Below are 25,615 nucleotides of genomic sequence, written 5' to 3' on the forward strand. Positions count from 1 at the left end.
GTAAGGCAATTACTGTGCGAGCTTGGCTTTCACGGCCTCCAGGCCTGGTTTACCGTCAATGGTGGTCACGCCAGCGAGCCAGGTATCGAGCACCTGAGGGTTCTTTTTCAGCCAGGCCTTGGCGGCCGCTTCAGGCTTCATCTTGTCGTCGAGGATGTTGCCCATCAGGGTACTTTCCATGTCGACGGTGAACTCCAGGTTCTTCAGCAACTGACCGACGTTACTGCATTCGGTGGTGTAGCCCTTGCGGGTGTTGGTCGCCACGGTGGCAGCACCGAAATCGGGGCCGAAGAAGTCATCGCCGCCGGTCAGGTATTGAATCTTGAAGCGCTTGTTCATCGGGTGCGGCGCCCAGCCGAGGAAGACCACGGCGGTGTCGCGTTTCTGCGCGCGGTCGACCTGCGAGAGCATGCCCGCTTCGGACGATTCGACGACCTTGAAGCCGGCGGTTTTCAAACCGAAAGCGTCCTTGTCGATCATGCTCTGGATCAGGCGGTTGCCGTCGTTGCCAGGTTCGATGCCGTAAATCTTGCCATCGAGCTCTTTCTTGAATTTGGCGATGTCGGCGAAGTCATGCAGACCCTTGTCGTACAGGGCTTGCGGTACGGCGAGGGTGTACTTGGCACCCTTGAGGTTGGTGCGCACCACTTCGACGGTGCCGGCATCGCGGTAGGCCTTGATGTCGTTTTCCATGGTCGGCATCCAGTTACCGAGGAACACGTCCATGTTCTTGCCGTCGGCCAGCGACTTGTAGGTCACGGGCACGGAGATCATGGTGGTCTTGGTCTTGTAGCCGAGGGCGTCGAGCACCACCGAAGTGGTGGCGGTGGTGGCGGTGATGTCGGTCCAGCCGACATCGGAGAAGTTAACGGTACTGCACTGCGCCGGTTCTGCAGCTTGCGCCAGTAACGGCAGACTCAGCATGGCGGCCAACAACAACGACGGGGAACCTTTCATGGATGGACTCCTTGGTGTTTTTTTTGGCAGTGTTCCGACTGTGGACCACCGCACTTATAGGTTGCGGTTGGATGGCGTTCTGGAGACAGCTCTACCACGGCGCCTTGCAATCGAGTCATAACGATCATGTACCAGTGAAAATCTGACGCCTACAGGGTGGGTCGTATCCAGTACAGGGATGGTCGCATCCAGTGTCAGTGACGTCGTTTACAGCTTTTTTCCGCCCCGTTTGGCCATCTGAACCGCATAAAAACGGCGAAAACACGGGAGGAAACCGGCACGGCGTTGGTGGGCATGAGTGCGTCGGTGTCAGACGCCGAGCGACCTGACAAAAGCCTGATGATGCGGGCATTCCGGCGGATCGCAGCTTGAGCGTAGCAGCTCCGCCAGCGGGCGCTTAACGCCCCGGACCGGCATCCTCAGGAGCTCTGCAGCAATGGCTATCAGCGTTTTCGACCTGTTCAAAATCGGCATCGGCCCGTCCAGTTCCCACACCGTCGGCCCGATGCGCGCCGCCGCCCTGTTTGTCGAATCGCTGCGCGACCGGCACCTGCTCGAGCAGGTACGGCGTATAGAAGTGCAACTGTTCGGCTCACTGTCGGCTACCGGTATCGGCCACGGCAGCGACAATGCAGTGATCATGGGCTTGATGGGCGAGTGGCCGGACGCAATCGACCCGTCGCAGATCGGCCCGCGTATTCAGGCGCTGCGCGAAACTCACACGCTGTTATTGGATGGTCGTCTGTCGGTGCCGTTTGTCTGGGCTCGCGACATGCGCCTGATCGACGAAAACCTGCCGTTCCACCCCAACGCCATGACTCTGGTTGCCGAAGGCGATCACGGCGAGATTCATCGCGACACCTACTATTCGGTCGGTGGCGGTTTTGTCGTGGATCAGGCGCAGGCATCCAGCGGTGTGGTCGATCTGGATCGCACCGAATTGCCTTATGACTTTTCCAGCGCGGTGGAACTGCTGCAGCTGTGCCAAAAGAACAACCTGCGCGTCGCCGAACTGATGATGGCCAACGAAAAGGTCTGGCGCAGCGAAGAGGAAATCCGCGCCGGACTGATGAAGCTGTGGCGGGCGATGCAGGATTGCGTCGAGCAGGGCCTCAAGCACGAAGGCATCCTTCCCGGCGGTCTCAATGTGCGCCGGCGCGCGGCCAAGTTGCATCGCAGCCTGCAGGAGTTGAACAAGCCCAACGTGATCGGTTCGACGTTGAGCGCGATGGAATGGGTCAACCTGTTCGCCTTGGCGGTCAACGAAGAAAACGCCGCGGGCGGGCGTATGGTCACGGCGCCGACCAATGGCGCGGCGGGGATCATTCCGGCGGTGTTGCACTACTTTATGAAGTTCAGCGAAGCGGTCACCGACGCCAACGTCGTCGATTACTTCCTGGGCGCGGCGGCGGTGGGGATTCTGTGCAAGAAGAACGCCTCGATCTCCGGTGCCGAAGTTGGCTGCCAGGGCGAGGTCGGTTCGGCCTGCGCGATGGCGGCAGCGGGTCTGGCAGAGATTTTGGGCGCGACGCCGGAGCAACTGTGCAACGCGGCGGAAATCGGTCTGGAACATAACCTCGGCCTGACCTGTGATCCGGTCGGCGGCCTGGTGCAGGTGCCGTGCATCGAGCGCAACGCAATTGCCGCTGTGAAGGCGATCAACGCAGCGCAGATGGCCCTGCGTGGCGATGGTCAGCACTTCATCTCGCTGGACCGGGTGATCCGCACCATGCGTGATACCGGCGCCGATATGCATGACAAATATAAAGAGACCTCGCGGGGTGGTTTGGCGGTTAGCGCCGTAGAATGCTGAGACCGAGATGTCCTGTGGCGAGGGGATTTATCCCCGATGGGCTGCGAAGCGGCCCCAAATCCTGCAATCGAGTGTTGCCTGACACACCGCGCTGAATGGTTTACGGCTGCTGCGCAGCCGATCGGGGATAAATCCCCTCGCCACAGGATTTATGTTTGATTTGGAAGCGTCAGACCAGTCAAAACTGCTCGCTAACGGAACACACATAACCGCAGGCGCCACCTTTTAGCGCGTCGTAATCAGATAAGAGCTTTTCCCACTCGCAGTGCGCCATTCGCACTCCCTGCCGTCCGTCACCCGTGCTTGCGGTGACACTCTGAAACAACTGCGCGCAAGCCCGTTCCCACAAGTGCTACCGATCTGCTCACGGGCAGCGGGGCAGGGCTCTCGGCGCCGCTGATGGCACTTCGAAACACCGTGTGTCCGACGTCTTGAATAGACACGTCGCGACGTCGTTTTCAGGAGTTATTGAACAGCCATTCAATTTTAGGCATGGCAATTGCTCTGTCATAACAAAGCCCGTCTCCCACGCGAGAACGCCGGCAATAACAAGAGCCTCCGCCTGAGGCCATCACCCGCTTTGTGTGAGGAGATACCGCGATGACGTCGTTCAACTCCGGGGCCCAACCCCAGAACCGTGCGCCTCAATCCATCGGCTTTCTGCTGCTGGACAATTTCACGCTGATTTCTCTGGCCTCCGCAGTCGAGCCCCTGCGCATGGCCAACCAATTGTCCGGTCGTGAGCTGTATCGCTGGAGCACCCTGACCGTCGATGGCGGTCAGGTGTGGGCCAGTGACGGTCTGCAAATCACCCCCGATGCCTCCATGCACAAAGCTCCGCCCCTGGACACCGTGATCGTCTGCGGCGGGATCGGCATTCAACGCACCGTGACCCGTGAACACGTCTCGTGGCTGCAAAGCCAGGCCCGTCAGTCCAAGCGTCTGGGCGCGGTGTGCACCGGCAGCTGGGCTTTGGCTTGCGCCGGTCTGCTCGACGGCTTCGATTGCAGCGTGCACTGGGAATGTCTGGCGGCGATGCAGGAAGCATTCCCGCGCGTGGCGATGAGCACGCGCCTGTTCACCCTCGACCGTAACCGTTTCACCAGCTCCGGCGGCACCGCGCCACTGGACATGATGTTGCATCTGATCAGCCGCGATCACGGCCGTGAACTGTCCGCCGCGATCTCGGAAATGTTCGTCTACGAGCGCATCCGCAACGAGCAGGATCACCAGCGCGTGCCGCTCAAGCACATGCTCGGCACCAACCAGCCGAAGCTGCAGGAAATCGTCGCGCTGATGGAAGCCAATCTGGAAGAGCCGATCGACCTCGACGAACTGGCGGTGTACGTCGCCGTGTCGCGTCGACAGCTGGAGCGGCTGTTCCAGAAATACCTTCACTGCTCGCCGTCGCGCTACTACTTGAAGCTGCGCCTGATCCGCGCGCGGCAGTTGCTCAAGCAGACGCCGATGTCGATCATCGAAGTGGCGTCGGTGTGTGGTTTCGTCTCGACGCCGCACTTCTCCAAGTGCTACCGCGAATACTTCGGCATTCCGCCGCGTGACGAACGCGTAGGCTCCAACACCACCCAGCAAGTGGCGATGCTGCCGCTGCCGCAGGCGATCGTGATGTCGCCGCTATCGGGACCGATGTCGGCGTTGAGTCAGGCGCGTAATGAGTCGACGTTTGCCAGCGTAAGGCTGTAGACCGAGTCATCGTTCTTCGCGAGCAGGCTCGCTCCCACCTGGAATGCATTTCAAATGTGGGAGCGAGCCTGCTCGCGAATGGATTTATCAGGCGCTATGGCTTTGCTGGTAATCCGCCAACGCCGGCAACAACTGCTTGTCGATCGCCTGGCGCACCGCAGGCTGGATACTGGCGCCGCTGGTGTACATGTCCTTGACCATCTTGCGCAATTCAAACGCGCGAACATTGTCCAGACCACGCACCGCACACTCACAGGCCTGCTCGGCGGTCGAACCGCTCGGCACCTGAAATCCCAATGCCTTGAGCTGGCCCAACAAGTCTTCCTGATCGATCAAATCGGCATACATCATGGCGCGCTTCCTTCTTCGGCAACGGAGGTCGTGACTCGATTCTGGTGGGCATGTGGAGGCACGGCAAGGGCGATTTGTCGCAGTGGCCGCGACGGCTATGAACAGGTCGTTTTCGGCTAACTCAGTGCCAAGGGGAGTCGGCACACTGACCTCAGCTCGCTACAGACGGTTTGGTCACCCTCGACTGGCAGCTCCTCAACAGTACCCTCTGCCCCGATCCTGTCACGGCTTGTATCGGGGCTTTTTTTGCCTGTGAATCCGGGAGAGGGGTGTGGTTGGCGCTGACGCCTTCGCGAGCAGGCTCGCGAAGAACGATGACGCGGTTTACCGTTGCAACACCAGAATCCGCGACAACAACTCATCCCGATCGATGTAGCAACCCTGGAAATGCCGCGCCCCGGTGGCCGGGTCAAACGCATTGCGCGCATGCAGCGTGCGGCGATTATCGAAGCACCACAGTTCACCCGGATTGAGTCGCTGCATCAGGCGAAAACGTGGCTCACGGGTCATGGCGATCAAGCGCCGATAGGCCCGGTACAGCAGCGGCATTTGCTCCACCGATGTATCGAACGCTCCGCGCAGAAAGTTCGCCATGCGAACCTCCGCGACCCGGCCCAACGCGTCCAGCGCAATGATCGGCGCCAGGCAGCGATAGTCGCTGTGGCGATCCTTGTTGCGGAATTCCACGGGGATCTCGCACAGCGCCTGAAACAGCTCCGGTGCTTCCTGACGCAACGCGTCGGCAATCGCAAAACCGTCGACAAAAATACTCTCGCCACCCTCGGCATCATTCACCAGGCAATGCAGAAATTGCAGACCCGGTTGCAGTTCGCGAGTCGGCAAATCGGTGTGCAATGGCAGATTGAAAGCGGTGTAGGCGTTGCTGTCGGCATCGGCCTTGGACTGCACGTTGAACAGCACGCCGAAGTTGCTCTCGCGGATGAACGAAATGCGCTGCGCGATCAGCTTCAGCGAACCTGGTTCGGTGGGCACGCCGCGCACCTGAGTCAGGCCGATGTCGCGTACCGCGATCAACCATTGCAGCAGCGCGCCGTTGTCGTTCATCAGCGCTGAATATTCGAATACCGGTAGCTGCAAATCGCTGCGCCACAGGTAAGCCTTGGGTTTGGCCGCCAGACGTTCGGAGCGGGACTCGTCGTCATAGGCGTGCGCGCGCAGCCAGCCCGGATCGAAGCGACTGCGATGGCCGTCCTGCCAGTCGATCTGCAGACAGCCGTCGCTGTCGATGTGCGCGTTGGCGGGGACGAGATCCGGCGCAGCATCGACGATCTCGAATACCTGCTCACGGGTGACGTTGTAGACGCACTGCTCGCACGGGCAGTTATCTCGCAACCAGACGTGATGGAACGGGCTGATGCGGCCGTCGGCCCAGGCAATCGACACGCGATCCGCCAGGTTCTGCACGCCGCTCAGCGCGCTGATCAACGGATAAGTACGGAAATCGGCAACAGCAGCAGTGTGCATGGCGGCTCCTTGCGTGGGAGGGATTAACGGGCGGGTGGCAGAGCGATGACACGGCCGATGTAAGCCGGGGCGGGCAGATCGACTTGCTCGGCGGCGATGGCTTGCAGGCGGCTCAAGGTGTCCGGGGTGAACGGCGCCGAGCGCGGGCCGGCGAGATCGACGTGCAGCAGCATCTGTTCGTTGCCGGCCAGTTCCTGGTCGTCGCCGACCAGGTGCAGGCTGTGATAGAGGTGCAGGCGTTTGCTGTCGTGGCCGATGACCTGCGTGCGCACCTCGACCTCGGCGTCGAGCTTCACTTCGTGCAGATAATTCAGGTGCAGTTCCAGGGTGAACAGCGAATGGCCGCGGGCTTCGCGGTTGTTGCTGTCCATGCCGAGGCGGTCCATCAGCGCGTCGGTGGCGTAGCTGAAAATCAGCAGGTAGAAGGCGTCGCGCAGGTGGCCGTTGTAGTCGACCCAGTCGGGGATGATGGTGGTTTGGTAGGTGGTGAGAGTGGGCATGGTGTCAGATCCAACATTAATAGTGACTGGGCTGCCGTCTTCGCGAGCAAGCCCGCTCCCACATTGGAATGCGGTCACCTGTGGGAGCGGGCTTGCTCGCGAAGGGGCCGGAACTGCTGAGCAAGGATTACTCGCTGAAACTCATCCCGTGCTTTTCCTTGGTGGTCTTCACCGCCTCCAGCACCGCCAGCAGGCAGTCATCACGATAGCGCTCCAGTGCTGAAATGCTGTGGCGGCCGAGCTGGTCGCTGGTGCCATCGACCACATCGTCGATCAGCTTATCGGTCAGTTCCGGTGCCGGCAGATAAGTCCACGGCAACTGCAACGCCGGGCCGAACTGCGACATGAAGTGACGCATCCCCGCGTCACCGCCGGCCAGCGTATAGGTCAGGAACGTGCCCATGAACGACCAGCGCAGACCGGCGCCAAAACGGATCGCGTCGTCGATCTCGCCAGTAGTCGCCACGCCGTCGTTGACCAGATGCAACGCCTCACGCCAAAGCGCTTCGAGCAGACGGTCAGCGATGAATCCCGGCACTTCCTTGCGCACATGCAACGGACGCATGCCGAGGGATTCGTAGACTTTCATCGCCGCTTGCACGGCCTCGGGCGCGGTGTTCTTGCCGCCGACCACTTCCACCAGCGGCAGCAGGTAGACCGGGTTGAACGGGTGACCGACTACGCAGCGTTCAGGGTGGGTCGAGCTCTCGTAGAACTCGCTCGGCAACAGGCCGGAAGTGCTCGATCCAATCAACGCATTGGGCTTGGCCGCTGCGCTGATTTTGCTGTGCAGATCGAGTTTCAGCTCGAGGCGTTCCGGGGCGCTTTCCTGAATGAAATCGGCATCGCGCACGCATTCTTCGATGGTCGCGACAAAACGCAGACGATCCTGCGATGCGCCGGGCGCCAGGCCGTTTTTCTCCAGCGCACCCCAGGCATTCGCCACGCGTTTGCGCAGTGCGGCTTCAGCGCCAGGCGCCGGGTCCCACGCCACCACGTCGAGGCCATGGGCGAGGGCACGCGCGACCCAGCCGCTGCCGATGACACCGCTGCCGAGGGCGGCGAAGGTTTTGATGTCGGTGATAAAGCTCATGGTGATTTCCTGAGAGAGTTCGGTGGTCCTGTGGAAACTCTGTCTTGTGGCGAGGGGATTTAGCGAAACGTCGCACCGCCCCGATCAACTGCGAAGCAGTCGTAAAACCAGCACTCTCGGTCTATCTGATGCCCCGGATTGTCAGGTCTTGGGGCGGCTTCGCCACCCATCGGGGATAAATCCCCTCACCACAGAATTCATTTCACAGAGGAAAATGGGTGGTTGGGTCAGCCGCGCTGGGTCAGGCCCATCTTCTTGCGGCCCTCAGCCGGGGTCAGCACGCGAGCGCCGAGGCGGCTGAGGATCTCGCTGGCGCGTTCGACCAGTTGGCCGTTGGTGGCCAGCACGCCCTTGTCCAGCCACAGGTTGTCTTCCAGGCCGACCCGCACGTTGCCGCCGAGCAGCACCGCTTGCGCGGCCATCGGCATCTGCATGCGGCCGATGCCGAACCCGGCCCACACCGCATCGGCGGGCAGGTTGTCGACCATGGCTTTCATGGTGGTGGTGTCGGCCGGCGCACCCCACGGGATGCCCAGGCACAGCTGGAACAGCGGGTTGTCGAGCAAGCCTTCCTTGATCATCTGCTTGGCGAACCACAGGTGGCCGGTGTCGAAAATTTCCAGCTCGGCCTTCACCCCCAGCTCGGTGATGCGCTTGGCGCCGGCGCGCAGTTGCGCCGGGGTCGAGACGTAAATGGTGTCTCCGTCGCCGAAGTTCAGCGTGCCGCAATCGAGGGTGCAGATTTCCGGCAGCAGTTCTTCAACGTGGGCCAGACGGGTCAGCGGGCCGACCAGATCGGTGTTCGGGCCGAACTCCATCGGGTGCTCGCCAGCGCCGATTTCGAGGTCGCCGCCCATGCCGGCGGTGAGGTTGACGATGATGTCGACGTCGGCCTCACGGATGCGCTCCATCACTTCGCGATACAGCGCCACGTCACGGCTGAACTTGCCGGTCTGCGGGTCGCGCACATGGCAATGGACGACGGTGGCGCCGGCCTTGGCCGCTTCCACCGCAGCCGCGGCGATCTGTTTCGGGGTGACCGGCACGTGGGGGCTCTTGGCGGTCGTGTCGCCAGCACCGGTAAGTGCGCAGGTGATGATGACGTCGTGGTTCATGGTGCGGTTTCCTTCAGGCGTGTTGAGTCTGTTCGCAGCCCTTTCTCGGGCTGCGAAGCGTCGGTCAGTCCCCTCTCCCTGGGGAGAGGGTTAGGGTGAGGGGCTTTTCAAACGGGGGTTATTTACTGGTCAGTTGCAGATTTTCAGCGGCCGGTTTGCCGTCGAAGGTGGTCACACCTTCCAGCCAGCGCTGCTTGTCTTCGGGGTGATCCTTGAGCCATTGCTTGGCCGACTCGAAGGCGTCCTTGTGATCGAGCAGTGGCTGCATCATCCGGCTCTCGTCTTCGGCGGTGAACGTCAGGTTGCTCAGCAGCCGACCGATGTTCGGGCACTGTTCAGCGTATTTCGGCGCGGTGACCGTCCATACCGTGGCCATGCCTTCGTTCGGGCCGAGGGCGTCCTCGCTGCCGGTGAGATAAGTCATCTGCACGTTGACGTTCATCGGGTGCGGCGCCCAGCCGAAGAACACCACGGCTTCCTTGCGGCGCACGGCGCGGTCGACGGCGGCGAGCATCCCGGCTTCGCTGGACTCGACCAGCTGGAATTTGCCGAGGCCGAACTGGTTCTTGGCGATCATCGCCTTGATCTGCGTGTTGGCGCCCGAACCCGGCTCGATGCCGTAGATCTTGCCGCCCAGCTCCTTCTCGAATTTGGCGATGTCGGCGAAGGTTTTCAGGCCCTTGTCCGCCAGATAGGTCGGCACCGCGAGGGTGGCGCGGGCGTCCTTCAGGCTTGGTGCCGGCAGGACTTTGACCTGGTTGGCATCGACGAACGGGGTGATGGTCTGGGTCATCAGCGGGTTCCAGTAACCGAGGAACAGGTCCAGCCGCTGATCGCGGATCCCGGCGAAGATGATTTGCTGGGACGCGCTGGTCTGTTTGGTGTTGTAGCCGAGGCCATCGAGCAGCACTTGGGTCATGGCACTGGTGGCGATCACGTCGGTCCAGTTGACGACGCCCATGCGCACGTTCTGGCACGAGGCGGGTTCGGCTGCCATGACGCTGGCGCTCAAGAAAGCGGTACCGCTGAGTGCAAGAACACAGCTGCTGATCAGTCGTTTCATGTCGGGTTCCTCGGCAGGTCGTTATTGTGAGTTCCGGCATCTGGCGTGCCGGTGATGCAAAGTTACGCAGCTGTAGGCCTTTGAAAGCGCACTGCGGCGACTGGCTCTTGCACTGTAGCGACCTGTGCGCTTGAACGCTGACGACAATCGGCGTATCAACGATCCACGCTACCCGCTAACCGAGTGCGCCCATGTCCCAGGATTTCTACTTTCTGCTGATGCCGGGGTTTTCCGCCATCGGCTTTATCTCCGCGATCGAACCGCTGCGGGTAGCCAACCGTTTTCGTGGCGAGCTGTACCGCTGGCACGTGCTCAGCGCCGATGGCGGGGCGGTGCTGGCGAGCAATGGCATGTCGGTCAACGCCGACGCGGCGCTGGAGCCGCTGAAGAAAGGTGCGACGTTGCTGGTGGTGGCCGGATTTGAACCGCTGAAGTTCGCCACGCCGACTCTTGAGCACTGGCTGCGCCGGTTGGACAACGAAGGCGTGACCCTTGGCGCTATCGACACCGGCAGCTTCGTCCTCGCGGAGGCCGGCCTGCTTGACGGCCATCGCCTGACCCTGCACTGGGAAGCCATCGATGCGTTCAAGGAATCTTATCCACAGCTCAGCGTCACCCAGGAACTGTTCGAGATTGACCGGCGGCGCATCACCTCGGCGGGCGGCACGGCGTCTATCGATCTGATGCTTGATCTGATCGCCCAGGCCCACGGCCCGCAACTGGCGATTCAGGTCAGCGAACAATTCGTGCTGGGGCGGATTCGTCCGCGCAAGGACCACCAGCGCATGGAAGTCGCCACGCGCTACGGCATCAACAACAAGAAGTTGGTGCAAGTGATTGGCGAGATGGAACAACACAGCGAACCACCGCTGACCACGCTGCAACTGGCGGAATCGATCAAGGTGACACGGCGGCAACTGGAGCGCCTGTTTCGGCTGCATCTGAACGACACACCGAGCAATTTTTATCTGCGCCTGCGATTGGAGAAAGCCCGGCAGCTGTTGCGTCAGACCGATATGAGCGTGCTCGAAGTCAGCATCGCCTGCGGCTTTGAATCACCGTCGTATTTCACCCGCAGCTATCGAGCGAGGTTCGCTCGCTGCCCCCGCGAAGACCGGCGTACCGCCCAAGCCTGAATGAATGTACACAAAACCAATGTGGGAGCGGGCTTGCTCGCGAATGCGGTGGATCAGTCAACTCATGTGTCGACTGACACTCCGCATTCGCGAGCAAGCCCGCTCCCACATTTTTGATCTTCAGTGTCTGAAGAAAAGGTTACTTCTTCACCAACGCCGAACACGCCGCCTTGTAAGCCTCATGCTGATACTTGTTCAGCGTCCCCGGCAGCTCAAAGTTGTGCTTCTTGGCCTGCGCATTGATCGTCTGCGGCGACAACAGCGTCACCTCGCACCCCTCCAGCAACTGAAACACCCCCTCGATCTTGAACGTGGTCGGCCCACCGGCAAACTCACCCTTCTTGCTGCGCTTCTTGATCGCAATCCGGTCAATCGAATGCTCGCGCACAAACGAAGCGACCTGCGCCGCGAAGCGTTTGACGTTGGCCGCCTCGTCGTCATCGTCGAGGGCGATTTTCTTGGTGTTGAGCGCCACATGGCTCAGCGTTGCCCCGTCAAGGGAGGCCACGGCGATGATCGCTTCGCTGCCTTTGATTTCGATGCCGCAGATGTTCATGGGAATTCCTTTGAATAAAGAGGGCAGCCTACAACTCAAGCTGATTGGCGGTGATGCCGAACGCTGCGGCAATTTTCTCGCGTGTGGCCTTGCGAGGCTTGGCGACTGTTTCCTGCTGAGCAAACGCCGGTTGTGAAATACCCATGCGTTTGGCGACTTCTTCCTGAGTCAAGTTGAGATATTCACGCCAGGCACGGATCGGTGTCGCCCCGTCGACCATCCGACTGACGACTTCATGGGGAATCAGGTCGGGCTGCTTTTTCTGCGCAATGTACTGCGCGTAAGGGATGACGACGAAGGCTGGGTTGCCTTCAGCGTCGTTGATGATTTGGATGTCAGTAGGTGCGTTCATCGCGTTTCTTGACCTCTTGAATACTGATCACTTTGATTGCGCCATCCCAGTCAAACATGACTCGATAATTGCCGACGCGCAGGCGGTAGGCGTAGTCATGGCCAATCAGTGCTTTGACATTGCCCACATCAGGCATGTCGGCGAGCGACGTAACGGCATCTCGAACCTTTACCTGATGCACAGAGTGCAATTTCAAGAGTTGCTTAACGGCCTTTCGTGTCCAGTGGATGCTGTTCATGGAAGAATATAAGTCTTTTATAAGATTCGCGAATCTTTGCTTATGTTTCTTCGGAGGCCAATCAACAATCGTTGACAGCATGTTGCGTGAAAGGCCCGCAGCTTCGGGCGTTCAAGAAATTTGTGTAGGCGAGGTCGGAGTACTTTGTAGGAAGAGGGGATAGTGCGGCTGAAAGCTGGAGGCAGTTCCAGCTTTCAGCGGAACATTCAGGATCATTCCTGCCCAATCGACTCCAAAAACTCCGACCGTTCGTCACTCATCCGCGCCACACAATCATTCTGCGCAATCTTGAATGCCTTGCTGCCTTCAGTGGCGGGGAAGGCTTCCACGGCGCAATCGGCGTCGCGGGTTTTCAGCCATTGTTGTTGGGCGGTTTTCAGTTTGGCGGTGATGTCGGCCAGTTGCGCGGCGTTTTTGCCGTAGGTGGTCTGCATGCGCTCGTTGAGGCTGGCGTAGTTGTCCTTGAGCAGGTCTTCGGCGGTGCTGCGGCTGTAGGTCGAGCATTCCAGGGTCTGGACGTCGTTTTCCACCGCGTCGCACGGGTTGTTGTCGGTCTCTTCGGCGGCGTGTACGCCGGTCGCCATCAGTGCCAAAGCCAGGAAGATCGATTTCATGGTTGTCGCCGCTCTAATCCAGTGGTGTATCCAAGATGCGCCAGATTCTGGCTCAAGCTGGCGGGCTTGAACAGGTAGCTGATCGCAGCGCCTGGCGACCCTTTGTCGCGGATTGACGCTTTCGGCAATTCCCCTGTCGTTTTTGCACCCGGTCGCCCCGGCACCGAGGCATATGCTGGCCCCAAAGCGCCGGCAGACGATTCGGCGCATGAATCGCCAATAAGGGGACGCCTGATGAGCCCAGCCGAATTACACGCCGACAGCATCGTTATCGACGGTCTGATCATTGCCAAATGGAACCGCGAGCTGTTCGAAGACATGCGCAAGGGCGGTCTGACGGCGGCCAACTGCACCGTGTCGGTGTGGGAAGGCTTTCAGGCGACTGTGAACAATATTGCCGCCAGCCAGAAGCTGATCCGCGAAAACAGTGACCTGGTGATGCCGGTGCGCACCACCGCCGACATCCGTCGCGCCAAGGAGCAGGGCAAGACCGGCATCCTTTTCGGCTTCCAGAATGCCCACGCCTTCGAAGACCAGATCGGCTATGTCGAGGTGTTCAAGCAGCTCGGCGTCGGCATCGTGCAGATGTGCTACAACACCCAGAACCTGGTCGGCACCGGCTGCTACGAGCGTGACGGCGGCCTGTCGGGCTTCGGTCGCGAAATCGTCGCCGAGATGAACCGCGTCGGCGTCATGTGCGACCTGTCCCACGTCGGTTCCAAGACGTCCGAAGAAGTCATCCTCGAATCGAAAAAACCGGTCTGCTATTCCCACTGCCTGCCGTCGGGTCTGAAAGAGCACCCACGCAACAAGTCCGATGCTGAACTGAAGTTCATTGCTGACCACGGCGGTTTTGTCGGCGTGACCATGTTCGCGCCATTCCTCGCCAAGGGCATCGATTCGACCATCGACGATTACGCCGAAGCCATCGAATACACCATGAACATCGTCGGCGAAGACGCCATCGGCATCGGCACCGACTTCACCCAGGGGCACGGCCAGGACTTCTTCGAATACCTGACCCACGACAAGGGCTACGCCCGTCGTCTGACCAGCTTCGGCAAGATCATCAACCCGCTGGGCATCCGCACCGTCGGCGAGTTCCCGAACCTGACCGAAACCCTGCTCAAGCGCGGCCACTCCGAGCGTGTGGTGCGCAAGATCATGGGCGAGAACTGGGTCAACGTCTTGAAGGACGTCTGGGGCGAATAAGCCACCGCACTTCTGAATCCTTTCCCCCGGCCGTCCGCGCCGGGGGCAACAAACCGAATTTTCTGGAGTTAAGTTTCCATGGCCAAGATCGCCCCGCAATTGCCAATCGAAGTCGACAGCGAAACCGGTGTCTGGACCTCCGACGCCCTGCCGATGCTCTACGTGCCACGCCACTTTTTCGTCAATAACCACATGGGCATCGAGGAAGTGCTGGGCGCCGACGCCTATGCCGAAATCCTCTACAAGGCCGGCTACAAGTCCGCCTGGCACTGGTGTGAAAAAGAAGCCGAATGTCACGGCCTGGAAGGCGTCGCGGTGTTCGAACACTACATGAAGCGCCTGTCGCAACGCGGCTGGGGCCTGTTCAAGATTCAGGACATCGACCTCGACAAAGGCACCGCCAGCGTCAAGCTCGAACACTCCGCGTTCGTCTACGTCTACGGCAAGGTCGGGCGCAAGGTTGACTACATGTTCACCGGCTGGTTTGCCGGCGCCATGGACCAGATCCTCGCCGCTCGCGGCAGCAAGATTCGTACGGTTGCCGAGCAAGTCTACGGTGGCTCCGAAGAAGGCCACGACGACGGCCTGTTCACCGTCAAGCCGTTGTAAGTCGAGGAACCCGCCATGGCTTTCGAAGCAATGTTCCAGCCGATCCAGATCGGCAAACTGACCATCCGTAACCGCGTGCTCAGCACCGCGCACGCCGAGGTCTACGCGACTGACGGTGGCATGACCACCGAGCGCTACGTCAAATACTACGAAGAGAAAGCCAAGGGTGGCATTGGCCTGGCGATCTGCGGCGGTTCGTCGGTGGTCGCCATCGACAGTCCGCAGCAATGGTGGAGTTCGGTCAACCTGTCCACCGACCGGATCATTCCGCACTTCCAGAACCTGGCCGACGCCATGCACAAGCATGGCGCCAAGATCATGATCCAGATTACCCACATGGGCCGACGCTCGCGTTGGGATGGTTTCCACTGGCCGACCCTGATGTCGCCGTCGGGTATCCGTGAACCGGTGCACCGTGCGACCTGCAAGACCATCGAGCCGGAAGAGATCTGGCGGGTGATCGGCAACTACGCCCAGGCGGCGCGCCGTGCCAAGGCCGGTGGTCTGGACGGCGTCGAGCTGTCCGCCGTGCACCAGCACATGATCGACCAGTTCTGGAGCCCGCGCGTCAACAAGCGTACCGACGAATGGGGTGGCAGCTTCGAAGGCCGGATGAAATTCGGCCTGGAAGTGCTGAAAGCCGTGCGCGCCGAGGTCGGTGACGATTTCTGCGTGGGCATGCGTATCTGCGGTGACGAGTTCCACCCGGACGGTCTGTCCCACGAGGACATGAAGCAGATCGCCAAGTATTACGACGACACCGGCATGCTCGATTTCATCGGCGTCGTCGGCTCGGGTTGCGACACCCACAACACCCTGGCCAACGTGATTCCGAACATGAGCTATCCGCCGGAGCCGTTCCTGCACCTGGCGGCCGGAATCAAGGAAGTGGTCAAGGTGCCGGTGCTGCACGCACAGAACATCAAAGACCCGAACCAGGCCACGCGGATTCTGGAGGGTGGTTACGTCGACATGGTCGGCATGACCCGCGCGCACATCGCCGACCCGCACCTGATCGCCAAGATCAAGATGGGCCAGATCGACCAGATCAAACAGTGCGTCGGCGCCAACTACTGCATCGACCGTCAGTATCAAGGTCTGGACGTGCTGTGCATCCAGAACGCCGCGACCTCCCGTGAATACATGGGCGTGCCGCACATCATCGAAAAGTCCACCGGGCCGAAACGCAAGGTTGTGATCGTCGGTGCCGGGCCGGCCGGGATGGAAGCAGCACGCGTCTCAGCCGAGCGTGGCCACGACGTGACCCTGTTCGAGAAGAAAGAATTCATCGGCGGGCAGATCACTACCGCGTCGAAAGCACCGCAACGTGACCAGATCGCCGGCATCACCCGCTGGTTCCAGCTGGAGCTGGCGCGGCTGAAAGTCGACCTGCGTCTGGGCACTGCGGCCGATGCGGCAACCATTATGGATCTGCGTCCGGACGTGGTGGTGCTGGCGGTCGGTGGGCATCCGTTCCTTGAGCAGAACGAACACTGGGGCGCCGCCGAAGGCTTGGTGGTCAGCAGCTGGGACGTGCTCGACGGCAAGGTCGCGCCGGGCAAGAACGTGCTGGTCTACGACACCATTTGCGAGTTCACCGGGATGTCGGTCGCCGACTTCCTCGCTGACAAGGGCAGCCAGGTCGAGATCGTCACCGACGACATCAAACCGGGCGTGGCCATCGGCGGTACATCGTTCCCGACTTACTACCGCAGCATGTACCCGAAAGAAGTGATCATGACCGGCGACATGATGCTGGAAAAGGTCTACCGCGAAGGCGACAAGCTGGTGGCGGTGCTGGAGAACGAATACACCGGCGCCAAAGAAGAGCGGGTGGTCGATCAGGTGGTGGTGGAAAACGGCGTGCGTCCGGACGAGGAAATCTACTACGCGCTCAAAGAGGGTTCGCGCAACAAGGGCCAGATCGACGTCGAAGCGCTGTTCGCGATCCAGCCGCAGCCATCGTTGAGCAGCACCGGTGGCGGCTACTTGCTGTTCCGCATCGGCGACTGCGTGGCGCAGCGTAATACCCATGCTGCGATCTATGACGCGTTGCGCCTTTGCAAAGACTTCTAAGACTTGCACCAAACCCTGTGGGAGCGAGCCTGCTCGCGAATGCAATCTGTCAGTTGACGATGATGTCGACTGACCCAGCGCTTTCGCGAGCAGGCTCGCTCCCACAGTAAAGCGGACCGTGTTTCTCCAGGCTGTACTGGTGGGAGCTTCACCATGTTGAACACCCTTCTTCCAATCCTGTTGTTCGCAGCCCTGGCCCTTGCGGTGCTGGGTGCGTTGCGGCGGGTGGCCATGTGGCGTCGGGGCCGGGCCTCGAAGGTCGATCTGCTCGGCGGCCTGTTCGCCATGCCCAAGCGTTACATGGTCGATCTGCACCACGTGGTGGCGCGGGACAAATACATCGCCAACACCCACGTCGCCACGGCCGGTGGTGCGGTGGCGTCGATCGTGCTGGCGATTCTGGTGCACGGTTTCGGCCTGCATAACCGCATCCTCGGCTATGCGCTGCTGCTGATGACGGCGGTGATGTTCGTCGGTGCGCTCTTCGTTTATCGGCGCCGGCTCAATCCGCCGGCACGGTTGTCGAAAGGCCCGTGGATGCGCCTGCCGAAAAGCCTGCTGGCTTTCTCCGCCTCGTTCTTCCTGGTGACCCTGCCGGTGGCCGGAATTCTCCCGGAGAACTTCGGCGGCTGGCTGCTGGCGGCGATTCTCGGGCTCGGCGTTTTGTGGGGCGTGTCGGAGCTGTTCTTCGGCATGACTTGGGGCGGGCCGATGAAGCACGCCTTCGCCGGCGCCCTGCACCTGGCTTGGCACCGCCGCGCCGAGCGCTTTGGCGGCGGTCGTTCCACCGGTTTGAAACCGCTGGATCTGAATGATCCAAGCGCGCCGCTCGGCGTGGAAAAACCCAAGGATTTCACCTGGAACCAGTTGCTCGGTTTTGACGCCTGCGTGCAGTGCGGCAAGTGCGAAGCGGCGTGCCCGGCCTTCGCTGCCGGCCAGCCGCTGAACCCGAAAAAGCTGATTCAGGACATGGTCGTCGGCCTCGCTGGCGGCACTGACGCGAAGTTTGCCGGTAGCCCTTATCCGGGCAAGCCAATCGGTGAGCACAGCGGCAATCCGCATCAACCTATCGTCAATGGTCTGGTCGATGCCGAAACCCTGTGGTCGTGCACCACCTGCCGTGCCTGCGTCGAGGAATGCCCGATGATGATCGAGCACGTCGACGCCATCGTCGACATGCGCCGCCATCTGACGCTGGAAAAAGGCGCGACCCCGAACAAGGGTGCCGAGGTCCTGGAAAACCTGATCGCCACTGACAACCCCGGCGGTTTCGCTCCGGGCGGGCGGATGAACTGGGCGGCGGATCTGAACCTCACTCTGCTCAGCGAAAAGAAATCCACCGACGTGCTGTTCTGGGTCGGCGACGGTGCCTTCGACATGCGTAACCAGCGCACCTTGCGTGCGTTCGTCAAAGTGCTGAAAGCCGCGAAGGTCGACTTCGCCGTACTCGGCCTCGAAGAACGTGACAGCGGTGACGTGGCCCGGCGTTTAGGCGACGAAGCGACCTTCCAGCTGCTCGCCAAACGCAATGTCCAGACCCTGGCCAAATACAGCTTCAACCGCATCGTCACCTGCGATCCGCATAGCTTCCATGTGCTGAAAAACGAGTACGGCGCGTTCGACGGCAACTACCTGGTGCAGCACCACAGCACCTACATGGCGGAAATCATCCAGGCCGGTGCGCTGAACCTCGGTCAGCACAAAGGCAACAGCGTGACCTACCACGACCCGTGCTACCTCGGCCGCTACAACGGCGAGTACGAGGCGCCGCGTGAAGTGCTGCGCGCCCTCGGCATCGAGGTCAAAGAGATGCAACGTTCCGGCTTCCGTTCGCGCTGCTGCGGCGGCGGTGGCGGTGCGCCGATCACCGACATTCCGGGCAAGCAGCGGATTCCCGACATGCGCATGGATGACATCCGCGAGACCGGCGCCGAACTGGTGGCCGTGGGTTGTCCACAGTGCACGGCGATGCTCGAAGGCGTGGTCGAACCGCGTCCGCTGATCAAGGACATCGCCGAACTGGTGGCCGACGCGCTGCTCGAAGACGCCGCGCCGAACAAGCCGACTGCACCGGCCAAACGTGAACCTGCGGAGGCCCACTGATGAGCGACATTATCCGCCGCGACCCGCGCGCCGAATGGATTGCGCGTAACCGCCTGCACCCGCTGCACGCGGCGATGCAACCGGCGCAACACAGCTGGATGGGCCCCAATGGCGTCATCCGCAAGAACCTGCACGGCATCGGTTTCATCGGCCCCAACGGCATCAAGCGTATCGATCGCAGCGGCGCGCAACAGGGCGGGGCGGTCAAACGCTCGGCCACGGTTGAAGTGCAGTTGCCGCTGCATCAGGTGCCAGCCCCGGCGTTCTACATCAGCGTGGTGCCGGACATGGTCGGCGGCCGCCTGAGCAGCCACGACCGCGACTTGCTCGGCCTGGCTCATCAACTGGCCGGCAACGACGGCGCGGTGCTGGCGGTGGTGTTTGGCGAACACAAAGAGAGCGCCTTCGCCACGGCCGGCGTCGATCGCTTGCTGGTACTGGAGGGCGAGCAATTCAGCGGTTATGCACCGGAGCAACGGGTGCAGGGCTTGCGGGCTGTGGATAACCAGTTCAACCCGCGTCACTGGCTGCTGCCGGACAGCCGCAGCGGTGGCGGCGAACTCGGTCGGCGTTTTGCCGCGGCACTGGGCGAACGCCCGGCGACGCGGGTCTGGCAAGTCAAGGATCAGGAATGCATCGGCCGCGCTGGCGCGGGCCTGCAAGACCTGGCGCGTCCGGTCGCACGTTTGATTCTGGCCGCAGCCGAATGCGCCGAACCGGTCAGCGAAACCCGTCATGAGGCACTGCCGGTGGAGTTATCCACAACGGTGGCGCGCAGCCTGTCGCGGATCGAGGATCTTGGCGCGGTCGCGGTGGACCCGGCGGCGATTCCGATGGCCGAAGCCGAGTTCATTTTCTCCGGCGGCAACGGGGTCAAGGACTGGGCGCTGTTCCACGAAACCGCTGCCGCCCTCGGTGCCACCGAAGGCGCCTCGCGGGTCGCGGTGGACGATGGCTTCATGGCCCGTGATCGGCAGGTCGGCGCGTCCGGCACCTGGGTCACCGCACGGGTTTATGTGGCTGTGGGTATCTCCGGGGCGATCCAGCACCTGCAAGGCATCGGTGCCTGCGACAAGGTGGTGGCGATCAACCTCGACCCCGGTTGCGACATGATCAAACGCGCCGACCTGTCGGTGATTGGCGAGAGCGCGGAAATTCTTCAGGCGTTGATCGCGGCGGTAGCGGCTTACCGCAACGAAGCCAAGCGCGATGCGGCTTAAGGAACGGGTTATGAGCACAAAGATCATCAGTCTGGTTTCCATCGGTGCCCATCCGACCTCGGGCCGGCCACGCCGCGCCGAACAGGACGCGCGCGCCGTAGAACTGGGCCTGCAACTGGCTGGGGATAACCTGCAAGTGCTGCATGCCGGGGATGTCGCGGAACCGGCACTGCGCGCCTATCTGGGCATGGGCCTGGAACAGCTGCATGTGCTGGAGCAACCCGCTGGCGCCGACGCCTTGCCGGCGCTGACCGCGTATCTGCGTGATGCCGGCGCCCAGGTGGTGCTGACCGGCAGTCAGGCGGAAACCGGCGAAGGCTCGGGCATGTTGCCGTTCCTGTTGGCCGAAGGGCTGGGCTGGCCGCTGGTGGTGGGGCTGGCGCAGGTCGAGTCGATCACCGACGGTTCGGCGCTGGTGCTGCAAGCCTTGCCTCGCGGGCAGCGGCGGCGGTTGAAAGTGAAGCTGCCGTTTCTGGCGACTGTGGATAACGCCGCGCCCAAACCTCGACAGAGTGCCTACGGTCCGGCGCGACGCGGAGTTTTGCAGGCTGAAGACATCGAAGTGGTGGACGATGAGTTGCTCGCGATTGCCACCTTGCAACCGGCCAAGCCACGGCCGAAACGTTTGAAGGTGATCAAGGCCAAGAGCGGTGCGGACCGCATGAAAGCTGCCACCGCCAAAGCCAGTGGCGGCGGTGGACAAGTGCTTAAAGGCGTCACCGCGCAGGCCGGCGCTGAAGCGATCCTCAAACTACTGATCGAAGAAGGCGTCGTTCGCTAGCGACAATCCTCCAGACACTGAACACCCCCTGTGGGAGCGGGCTTGCTCGCGAAAGCGTCGTTTCAGCTGCATCAAAGTTGAATGACCCACCGCTTTCGCGAGCAAGCCCGCTCCCACATTGGATAGGGGGCAGCAAGTTTCAGTGTTGTTTACCCACAATCCCTGTTGGCGGATCTGTGGATAACGTGTTCGCCCATCCCTGTACCCCACGCCAATCAAGCCTTCCAGGCTCCAGCTCAAAAAACAACCAGCCTAAGTCACGGTTTTACCGGGCTTTTTCTCCTGAATAACTTCAAGAGTTGCCCCCAATCTCTGTTGGCGCTTCTGTGGACAAGATGTTCGCTGTCCGCTGCAAGCCATATAAAACGTGGCCTGTATAGGATTGATCAATAATTGATCGATTAAGCTTTTAAAGCTGATAATCCCCGTGTAAACCACGATTTCACACAGCCCTCAGCGCTTTTCCACAGCCGCCGCGAAGTTACCCCCGAAGTCTGTTGGCGCTTCTGTGGATAACGTGTTCGCCATCCTCTACAAGCCATGAAAACCGTGGCTTACAAAGACCTGATCAAAAAATAGCCAATGTGTCTGGCAAAACATCATTCTGGATAAGTCACGATTTTTCTTCACAAATCAGCGAGTTATTTTCGCAGTCATCCACAGTTACCCCCATTTGCTGTGCATGGCTATGTGGATAACTTGTTCGCCAAACCCTGCAGGCCACGTCGGGCATAGTCCAAACGGCAATTGGTCAGATTTCATACAGTTCTAAATCGTTGCCTTGACTTCGATTCCTGCGCTGTCTTCACTGCAATGGCACAAGGACAGCCGTCACTTATCCACATCAGGTTCTGGGAGAACGCATGATGGATAGCCGCCCACATCGCCATCCCCCCTCGCCACGCAAGCGCACGTTACGTCGTGCGGCCAATCAACGCGCTCGTCTGTAGCGACCTCCTGCTTTAACCGCTGTGCTGTCGCCGGGCTCGACCCGGAGGCCAGGTGCCCGTTCGCCCATTGATTGCAGGCAACCGCAGAGTTGCCCCATCTGCCTGAGAGAGGAACACCCTCATGACACGCATCGCAACGCCCATCAGCGAGATCAAGGAACACTACGACGTGATCGTCATCGGCTCCGGCTATGGTGGCGGCATTGCTGCGTCGCGCCTGTCCCGGGCCGGCAAGCAGGTATGCCTGCTCGAACGCGGGCGGGAAATCCAGCCCGGTGAATACCCCAACACCATGATCGCCGCGACCGAAGAGTTGCAGGTGCATGACCCGGACGGCCACATTGGCTCGCGCACCGGGCTGTTCGACCTGCATGTGAATGCCCAGCAGAACGTGGTGGTCGGCTGCGGCCTCGGCGGTACATCGCTGATTAACGCCAACGTTGCCCTGGAGCCGGAACCCGGGGTGTTCGAGGATCCACGCTGGCCGCAGGCGGTACGCGATCATCGCGATACGCTGCTCAAGGACGGTTACGCCCGCGCCCGGGAAATGCTCAAGCCCAATCCGTACCCGAACAACGCGCCGAACCTGCCCAAGCTCGACGCCAACAAAAAATCGGCGGACTACCTCAAGCAGGGCGCGCATTTCTACAAGCCGCCGATCAACGTGACCTTCGACAAACTGCCGAACAACCTCAACCACGTCGGCGTCGAGCAACTGCCGTGCAACCAGTGCGGCGACTGCGTCTCGGGCTGTAACAACAAGGCCAAGAACACCACGCTGATGAACTATCTGCCGGATGCCTGGAACCATGGCGCGGAGATTTTCTGCCAGGCTGAGGTGCGGCATCTGGAGCGCGACGGCGATGGCTGGATCGTGCACTTCCAGTACCTCGACAGCGGGCGCGAGAAATTCGACGCGCCGACGCTGTTCGTGAAGGCCGATATCGTCGTGGTCTCCGCCGGCACCCTCGGCTCTACCGAAATTCTGCTGCGTTCGCGGGACAAGGGCCTGGTGATGTCCGGCCAGCTCGGCGAGAACATGAGCGGCAACGGTGACATCCTCGGCTTCGGCCACAACTGCGAGCAGACCATCAACGGCATCGGTTTCGGTGCGCATTCGGCCAAGGAACTGCACCCGGTCGGCCCGTGCATCACCTCGATCATCGACATGCGCACCGAAGGTGACTGGCGCAGCCGCATGGTCATCGAGGAAGGCTCGATCCCCGGCGCCCTCGGCCGGCCGATGGTGCCGGCGATGGCCGGGTTCGCCGAAATGATCGGCGTGGCCACCGACGACAGTTTCAGCGGCAAGCTCGGCTACAAGGAGCGCGAGGCCGAGAGTTTCCTGCGCGGGCCGTATTACGGCGCGCTGCACAATATGCAGACCTACCTGATTATGAGCCACGACAGCGGCCAGGGCCGGATGATTCTCGACAACAAGGACCAGTTGCGCATCGACTGGCCGGGTGTCGGCGAGCAGGAAAACTTCAAACTCGGCAATGAGCGTCTGTACCAGAGCACCAAGGCGTTGGGCGGGGTCTGGGTCGAGAACCCGATCTGGACCAGGCTGCTCAAGCACAGCATCGTTTCTGTGCATCCGCTGGGCGGTTGCGTGATGGGCGAAGACGCGACGCAAGGCGTGGTCAATCACAAGGGCCAGGTGTTCAGCGGCGCGGCCGGCACCGATGTTTACGCCAGTCTGTACGTGACCGACGGCGCGGTGATCCCGACCTCGCTGGCGGTCAATCCGCTGCTGACCATCTCCGCCGTGAGTGAACGCAACATGGGCCTGCTGGCCGCCGACCGTGGCTGGAAGATCGACTACACGCTGCCGTCGGCACCGCGCAAACAGGTAGCGCCGCCGACCCTCGGCGTGCAGTTCACCGAAACCATGAAAGGCTATTTCTCCCGCGCCTTCACCGCCGCGCAAAGCACTGATCTGAAAGTCTACGAAGCGGCGGCCAAACGCGGCGAGGCGGACAACTCGCCAATCGACTTCACCCTGACCATCACCGCCAACGACCTCAACCGGATGATCAAGGAACCGGAGCACGCCGCGACCATTGTCGGTACGGTCAATGCCCCGGCGCTGTCGCCGCAACCGCTGACCGCCAGCAATGGCGTGTTCAACCTGTTCGAGCAATTCGAGCAGCAGGTCGACACGCGGCACATGAAATACGACATGAAACTGACCGCCGAGGACGGCAACGACTATTTCTTCAGCGCCTTCAAAACCGTGCCGGAAGACAACGGCGTGCTGAACATCTGGCACGACACCAGCACTTTGTACGTGACGCTGTATCGCGGGCCAGACAAGTCGGGCGAGGTGATCGGCTCCGGGGTGATGCACATTCATCCAATCGATTTCGCCAAACAGATGACCACCATGAAAGTGCTCAACGCGCGTAACGAGCGCGAGCGCATCGAAGGCCTGGCGCGCTTCGGCAAGTTCTTCGCCGGGATTCTCTGGGAGAGTTACGGCGGGGTCTTCGCTGGCGATATCTACTTCAACCCCGACGCGCCGCCACGCCTGAAACGGCCGCTGGATGCGCCGACCCCGGCGGTGCATTTCTTCCCCACCGAAGACGGCGTCGAGCTGCGCCTGACCCGATACCAGGCCGGCAGCAAAGGCCCAGTGATGCTGGTGCACGGCCTGGGCGTCGGCTCGAATATCTTTTCCACCGACACCATCCAGACCAACCTGCTGGAGTACCTGTGCAAGCACGACTATGACGTGTGGCTGCTGGATTTCCGGGTGAGCATTCTGCTGCCGGCGAGCAAGAAAGAGTGGAATGGCGACCAGATCGCCCAGTACGACTTCAAGGCTGCCATTGCGCAAATTCAGCAGGAGACGCAGGCCAAAGACGTGCAGTGCGTGGTGCATTGCTACGGCGCGACCACGTTCTTCATGTCGTTGCTGGCGGGGCTGCAGGGTGTGCGTTCGGTGGTCTGCTCGCAGATTGCCGCTGACACTGTGGTCGCCACGGCCACTGGATTGAAGGCCGGTCTGCACCTGCCGGGCATGCTCGACGCCATCGGTATCAAATCGATGACGGCTTACGCCGACAGCAAGGAGAACTGGTTCAACCGCCTCTACGACAAGGCCCTCAACGGCTACGCGCGGATCGAGGCGCAGGGCTATTGCACCAACCCGGTGTGCCACCGCATCACTTTCATGTACGCCTCGCTGTATCGCCACGACACCCTCAACGAAACCCTGCACGACAACCTGCACGAGCTGTTCGGCGAGTCGAACATCGAGACCTTCGAGCACCTGGCGCTGATCGTGCGCAAAGGGCATCTGGTGGATTTCAAAGGCAACGATGTGTACATGCCGCACTTCCAGCGGCTGACGATGCCGATCTGCTTTATCAGCGGCGCGGAGAACCAGTGCTATCTGCCGGAAAGCACGCTCAAGACCTACCAGCGAGTCTGCGAAGTCCACGGGCCGGAGCGCTACAGCCGGCATGTGGTGCCGGGCTACGGCCACATCGACTGCATGTTCGGCAAGAACGCGGTGGTGGATGTGTATCCGATCATCCTTGAACACCTGGAGAAAACGGCCCTCGGTTGACTGCAGACCGAGTCGACCGCTTCGCGAGCAGGCTCGCTTGTATGTTTAGACTTGAAGGGGTGGGCGGGACTACAGACTCGATTCTGACTCTGACCAGTACAGACCGTGGGAGA

At 61.1% G+C, this 25,615-nt stretch carries 21 protein-coding genes; 10 read left to right on the forward strand and 11 right to left on the reverse strand.

The features are described from left to right. Window positions 1-9: 9 nt before the first annotated feature. Window positions 10-957: a choline ABC transporter substrate-binding protein gene (locus tag HDC30_RS22000; protein ID WP_027610641.1), complete on the reverse strand. Its 948-nt coding sequence runs from the start codon at window positions 955-957 to the stop codon at window positions 10-12. A 436-nt stretch (window positions 958-1,393) separates the two neighbouring features. On the opposite strand from HDC30_RS22000, the gene HDC30_RS22005 reads away from it, so the two are divergent. Beyond that, complete coding sequence (locus HDC30_RS22005; protein ID WP_115985992.1) at window positions 1,394-2,770, forward strand: L-serine ammonia-lyase; 1,377 nt, start codon at window positions 1,394-1,396, stop codon at window positions 2,768-2,770. 600 nt (window positions 2,771-3,370) lie between these two features. Next, window positions 3,371-4,474: a GlxA family transcriptional regulator gene (locus tag HDC30_RS22010; RefSeq protein WP_007949927.1), complete on the forward strand. Its 1,104-nt coding sequence runs from the start codon at window positions 3,371-3,373 to the stop codon at window positions 4,472-4,474. An 87-nt stretch (window positions 4,475-4,561) separates the two neighbouring features. On the opposite strand, the gene HDC30_RS22015 is transcribed toward HDC30_RS22010, so the two are convergent. The 6 genes from HDC30_RS22015 to HDC30_RS22040 all read right to left on the reverse strand — a co-directional run bounded on the left by HDC30_RS22015 (window position 4,562) and on the right by HDC30_RS22040 (window position 10,081). Continuing rightward, window positions 4,562-4,825 (reverse strand): hypothetical protein, encoded by a 264-nt coding sequence (locus HDC30_RS22015; RefSeq protein ID WP_007962640.1) that lies wholly within the window; start codon window positions 4,823-4,825, stop codon window positions 4,562-4,564. A gap of 324 nt (window positions 4,826-5,149) precedes the next feature. Then, window positions 5,150-6,310 carry a gamma-butyrobetaine dioxygenase gene (locus HDC30_RS22020; RefSeq protein ID WP_183784887.1) on the reverse strand — a complete coding sequence of 387 codons (1,161 nt, stop codon included), beginning with the start codon at window positions 6,308-6,310 and terminating at the stop codon, window positions 5,150-5,152. Window positions 6,311-6,333: 23 nt separating this feature from the next. Continuing rightward, a complete protein-coding gene (locus HDC30_RS22025) occupies window positions 6,334-6,810 on the reverse strand; it encodes a thioesterase family protein (RefSeq protein WP_183784889.1) in 477 nt (158 codons plus the stop codon). A gap of 127 nt (window positions 6,811-6,937) precedes the next feature. After that, on the reverse strand, window positions 6,938-7,903 hold the full coding sequence (locus HDC30_RS22030) for an L-carnitine dehydrogenase (RefSeq protein WP_007962634.1): 966 nt from the start codon (window positions 7,901-7,903) through the stop codon (window positions 6,938-6,940). 227 nt (window positions 7,904-8,130) lie between these two features. Then, entirely contained in the window at window positions 8,131-9,018 is an 888-nt protein-coding gene (locus HDC30_RS22035; RefSeq protein WP_086793588.1) for a 3-keto-5-aminohexanoate cleavage protein, read from the reverse strand. Window positions 9,019-9,136: 118 nt separating this feature from the next. Then, window positions 9,137-10,081: a choline ABC transporter substrate-binding protein gene (locus tag HDC30_RS22040; protein WP_096795713.1), complete on the reverse strand. Its 945-nt coding sequence runs from the start codon at window positions 10,079-10,081 to the stop codon at window positions 9,137-9,139. A gap of 191 nt (window positions 10,082-10,272) precedes the next feature. Between HDC30_RS22040 and HDC30_RS22045 the strand changes: the two genes are divergently transcribed. Beyond that, a complete protein-coding gene (locus HDC30_RS22045) occupies window positions 10,273-11,217 on the forward strand; it encodes a GlxA family transcriptional regulator (RefSeq protein ID WP_027610647.1) in 945 nt (314 codons plus the stop codon). Between the two features lie 139 nt (window positions 11,218-11,356). Here the strand turns inward: HDC30_RS22045 and HDC30_RS22050 are convergent, their stop codons facing one another. From HDC30_RS22050 to HDC30_RS22065, 4 genes are all read right to left on the reverse strand, one after another. Further along, window positions 11,357-11,773 carry a DUF3010 family protein gene (locus tag HDC30_RS22050; RefSeq protein WP_027610648.1) on the reverse strand — a complete coding sequence of 139 codons (417 nt, stop codon included), beginning with the start codon at window positions 11,771-11,773 and terminating at the stop codon, window positions 11,357-11,359. Window positions 11,774-11,801: 28 nt separating this feature from the next. Further along, window positions 11,802-12,125 (reverse strand): helix-turn-helix domain-containing protein, encoded by a 324-nt coding sequence (locus HDC30_RS22055; RefSeq protein WP_096795712.1) that lies wholly within the window; start codon window positions 12,123-12,125, stop codon window positions 11,802-11,804. Next, window positions 12,109-12,363, reverse strand: a complete 255-nt coding sequence (locus tag HDC30_RS22060) for a type II toxin-antitoxin system RelE/ParE family toxin (RefSeq protein WP_096795711.1) — start codon at window positions 12,361-12,363, stop codon at window positions 12,109-12,111. The genes HDC30_RS22055 and HDC30_RS22060 overlap by 17 nt, the downstream gene beginning before the upstream one ends. 212 nt (window positions 12,364-12,575) lie before the next feature. Next, window positions 12,576-12,977 carry a lysozyme inhibitor LprI family protein gene (locus tag HDC30_RS22065; RefSeq protein ID WP_097089169.1) on the reverse strand — a complete coding sequence of 134 codons (402 nt, stop codon included), beginning with the start codon at window positions 12,975-12,977 and terminating at the stop codon, window positions 12,576-12,578. A gap of 234 nt (window positions 12,978-13,211) precedes the next feature. On the opposite strand from HDC30_RS22065, the gene HDC30_RS22070 reads away from it, so the two are divergent. From HDC30_RS22070 to HDC30_RS22100, 7 genes are all read left to right on the forward strand, one after another. Further along, entirely contained in the window at window positions 13,212-14,189 is a 978-nt protein-coding gene (locus HDC30_RS22070) for a dipeptidase (RefSeq protein WP_007962626.1), read from the forward strand. A gap of 78 nt (window positions 14,190-14,267) precedes the next feature. Beyond that, window positions 14,268-14,798, forward strand: a complete 531-nt coding sequence (locus HDC30_RS22075; protein ID WP_007926354.1) for a DUF5943 domain-containing protein — start codon at window positions 14,268-14,270, stop codon at window positions 14,796-14,798. A 15-nt stretch (window positions 14,799-14,813) separates the two neighbouring features. After that, on the forward strand, window positions 14,814-16,874 hold the full coding sequence (gene dgcA, locus HDC30_RS22080; RefSeq protein WP_183784891.1) for a dimethylglycine demethylation protein DgcA: 2,061 nt from the start codon (window positions 14,814-14,816) through the stop codon (window positions 16,872-16,874). Window positions 16,875-17,027: 153 nt separating this feature from the next. Beyond that, on the forward strand, window positions 17,028-18,977 hold the full coding sequence (gene dgcB / locus HDC30_RS22085) for a dimethylglycine demethylation protein DgcB (RefSeq protein WP_183784893.1): 1,950 nt from the start codon (window positions 17,028-17,030) through the stop codon (window positions 18,975-18,977). Beyond that, on the forward strand, window positions 18,977-20,197 hold the full coding sequence (locus HDC30_RS22090; RefSeq protein ID WP_183784895.1) for an electron transfer flavoprotein subunit alpha/FixB family protein: 1,221 nt from the start codon (window positions 18,977-18,979) through the stop codon (window positions 20,195-20,197). The genes dgcB and HDC30_RS22090 overlap by 1 nt, the downstream gene beginning before the upstream one ends. A 10-nt stretch (window positions 20,198-20,207) precedes the next feature. Further along, window positions 20,208-20,978 carry an electron transfer flavoprotein subunit beta gene (locus HDC30_RS22095; RefSeq protein ID WP_095137468.1) on the forward strand — a complete coding sequence of 257 codons (771 nt, stop codon included), beginning with the start codon at window positions 20,208-20,210 and terminating at the stop codon, window positions 20,976-20,978. A gap of 1,071 nt (window positions 20,979-22,049) precedes the next feature. Beyond that, entirely contained in the window at window positions 22,050-25,502 is a 3,453-nt protein-coding gene (locus tag HDC30_RS22100) for a GMC oxidoreductase (RefSeq protein WP_183784897.1), read from the forward strand. Window positions 25,503-25,615: the final 113 nt, after the last annotated feature.

The sequence above is a fragment of the Pseudomonas sp. JAI115 genome, from assembly GCF_014200835.1.
Taxonomy (GTDB): Bacteria; Pseudomonadota; Gammaproteobacteria; order Pseudomonadales; family Pseudomonadaceae; genus Aquipseudomonas; species Aquipseudomonas putida_A.

What these genes read in the sequence shown, in the direction of transcription:
- dgcB (WP_183784893.1), top strand. Translation starts at nt 17,028, where the DNA reads ATGTTGAACACCCTTCTTCCAATCCTGTTGTTCGCAGCCCTGGCCCTT.
- HDC30_RS22025 (WP_183784889.1), bottom strand. Translation starts at nt 6,810, where the DNA reads ATGCCCACTCTCACCACCTACCAAACCACCATCATCCCCGACTGGGTC.
- HDC30_RS22050 (WP_027610648.1), bottom strand. Translation starts at nt 11,773, where the DNA reads ATGAACATCTGCGGCATCGAAATCAAAGGCAGCGAAGCGATCATCGCC.
- HDC30_RS22020 (WP_183784887.1), bottom strand. Translation starts at nt 6,310, where the DNA reads ATGCACACTGCTGCTGTTGCCGATTTCCGTACTTATCCGTTGATCAGC.
- HDC30_RS22100 (WP_183784897.1), top strand. Translation starts at nt 22,050, where the DNA reads ATGACACGCATCGCAACGCCCATCAGCGAGATCAAGGAACACTACGAC.
- HDC30_RS22045 (WP_027610647.1), top strand. Translation starts at nt 10,273, where the DNA reads ATGTCCCAGGATTTCTACTTTCTGCTGATGCCGGGGTTTTCCGCCATC.
- HDC30_RS22035 (WP_086793588.1), bottom strand. Translation starts at nt 9,018, where the DNA reads ATGAACCACGACGTCATCATCACCTGCGCACTTACCGGTGCTGGCGAC.
- dgcA (WP_183784891.1), top strand. Translation starts at nt 14,814, where the DNA reads ATGGCTTTCGAAGCAATGTTCCAGCCGATCCAGATCGGCAAACTGACC.
- HDC30_RS22005 (WP_115985992.1), top strand. Translation starts at nt 1,394, where the DNA reads ATGGCTATCAGCGTTTTCGACCTGTTCAAAATCGGCATCGGCCCGTCC.
- HDC30_RS22065 (WP_097089169.1), bottom strand. Translation starts at nt 12,977, where the DNA reads ATGAAATCGATCTTCCTGGCTTTGGCACTGATGGCGACCGGCGTACAC.
- HDC30_RS22030 (WP_007962634.1), bottom strand. Translation starts at nt 7,903, where the DNA reads ATGAGCTTTATCACCGACATCAAAACCTTCGCCGCCCTCGGCAGCGGT.
- HDC30_RS22095 (WP_095137468.1), top strand. Translation starts at nt 20,208, where the DNA reads ATGAGCACAAAGATCATCAGTCTGGTTTCCATCGGTGCCCATCCGACC.
- HDC30_RS22040 (WP_096795713.1), bottom strand. Translation starts at nt 10,081, where the DNA reads ATGAAACGACTGATCAGCAGCTGTGTTCTTGCACTCAGCGGTACCGCT.
- HDC30_RS22010 (WP_007949927.1), top strand. Translation starts at nt 3,371, where the DNA reads ATGACGTCGTTCAACTCCGGGGCCCAACCCCAGAACCGTGCGCCTCAA.
- HDC30_RS22090 (WP_183784895.1), top strand. Translation starts at nt 18,977, where the DNA reads ATGAGCGACATTATCCGCCGCGACCCGCGCGCCGAATGGATTGCGCGT.
- HDC30_RS22015 (WP_007962640.1), bottom strand. Translation starts at nt 4,825, where the DNA reads ATGATGTATGCCGATTTGATCGATCAGGAAGACTTGTTGGGCCAGCTC.
- HDC30_RS22060 (WP_096795711.1), bottom strand. Translation starts at nt 12,363, where the DNA reads ATGAACAGCATCCACTGGACACGAAAGGCCGTTAAGCAACTCTTGAAA.
- HDC30_RS22075 (WP_007926354.1), top strand. Translation starts at nt 14,268, where the DNA reads ATGGCCAAGATCGCCCCGCAATTGCCAATCGAAGTCGACAGCGAAACC.
- HDC30_RS22070 (WP_007962626.1), top strand. Translation starts at nt 13,212, where the DNA reads ATGAGCCCAGCCGAATTACACGCCGACAGCATCGTTATCGACGGTCTG.
- HDC30_RS22000 (WP_027610641.1), bottom strand. Translation starts at nt 957, where the DNA reads ATGAAAGGTTCCCCGTCGTTGTTGTTGGCCGCCATGCTGAGTCTGCCG.
- HDC30_RS22055 (WP_096795712.1), bottom strand. Translation starts at nt 12,125, where the DNA reads ATGAACGCACCTACTGACATCCAAATCATCAACGACGCTGAAGGCAAC.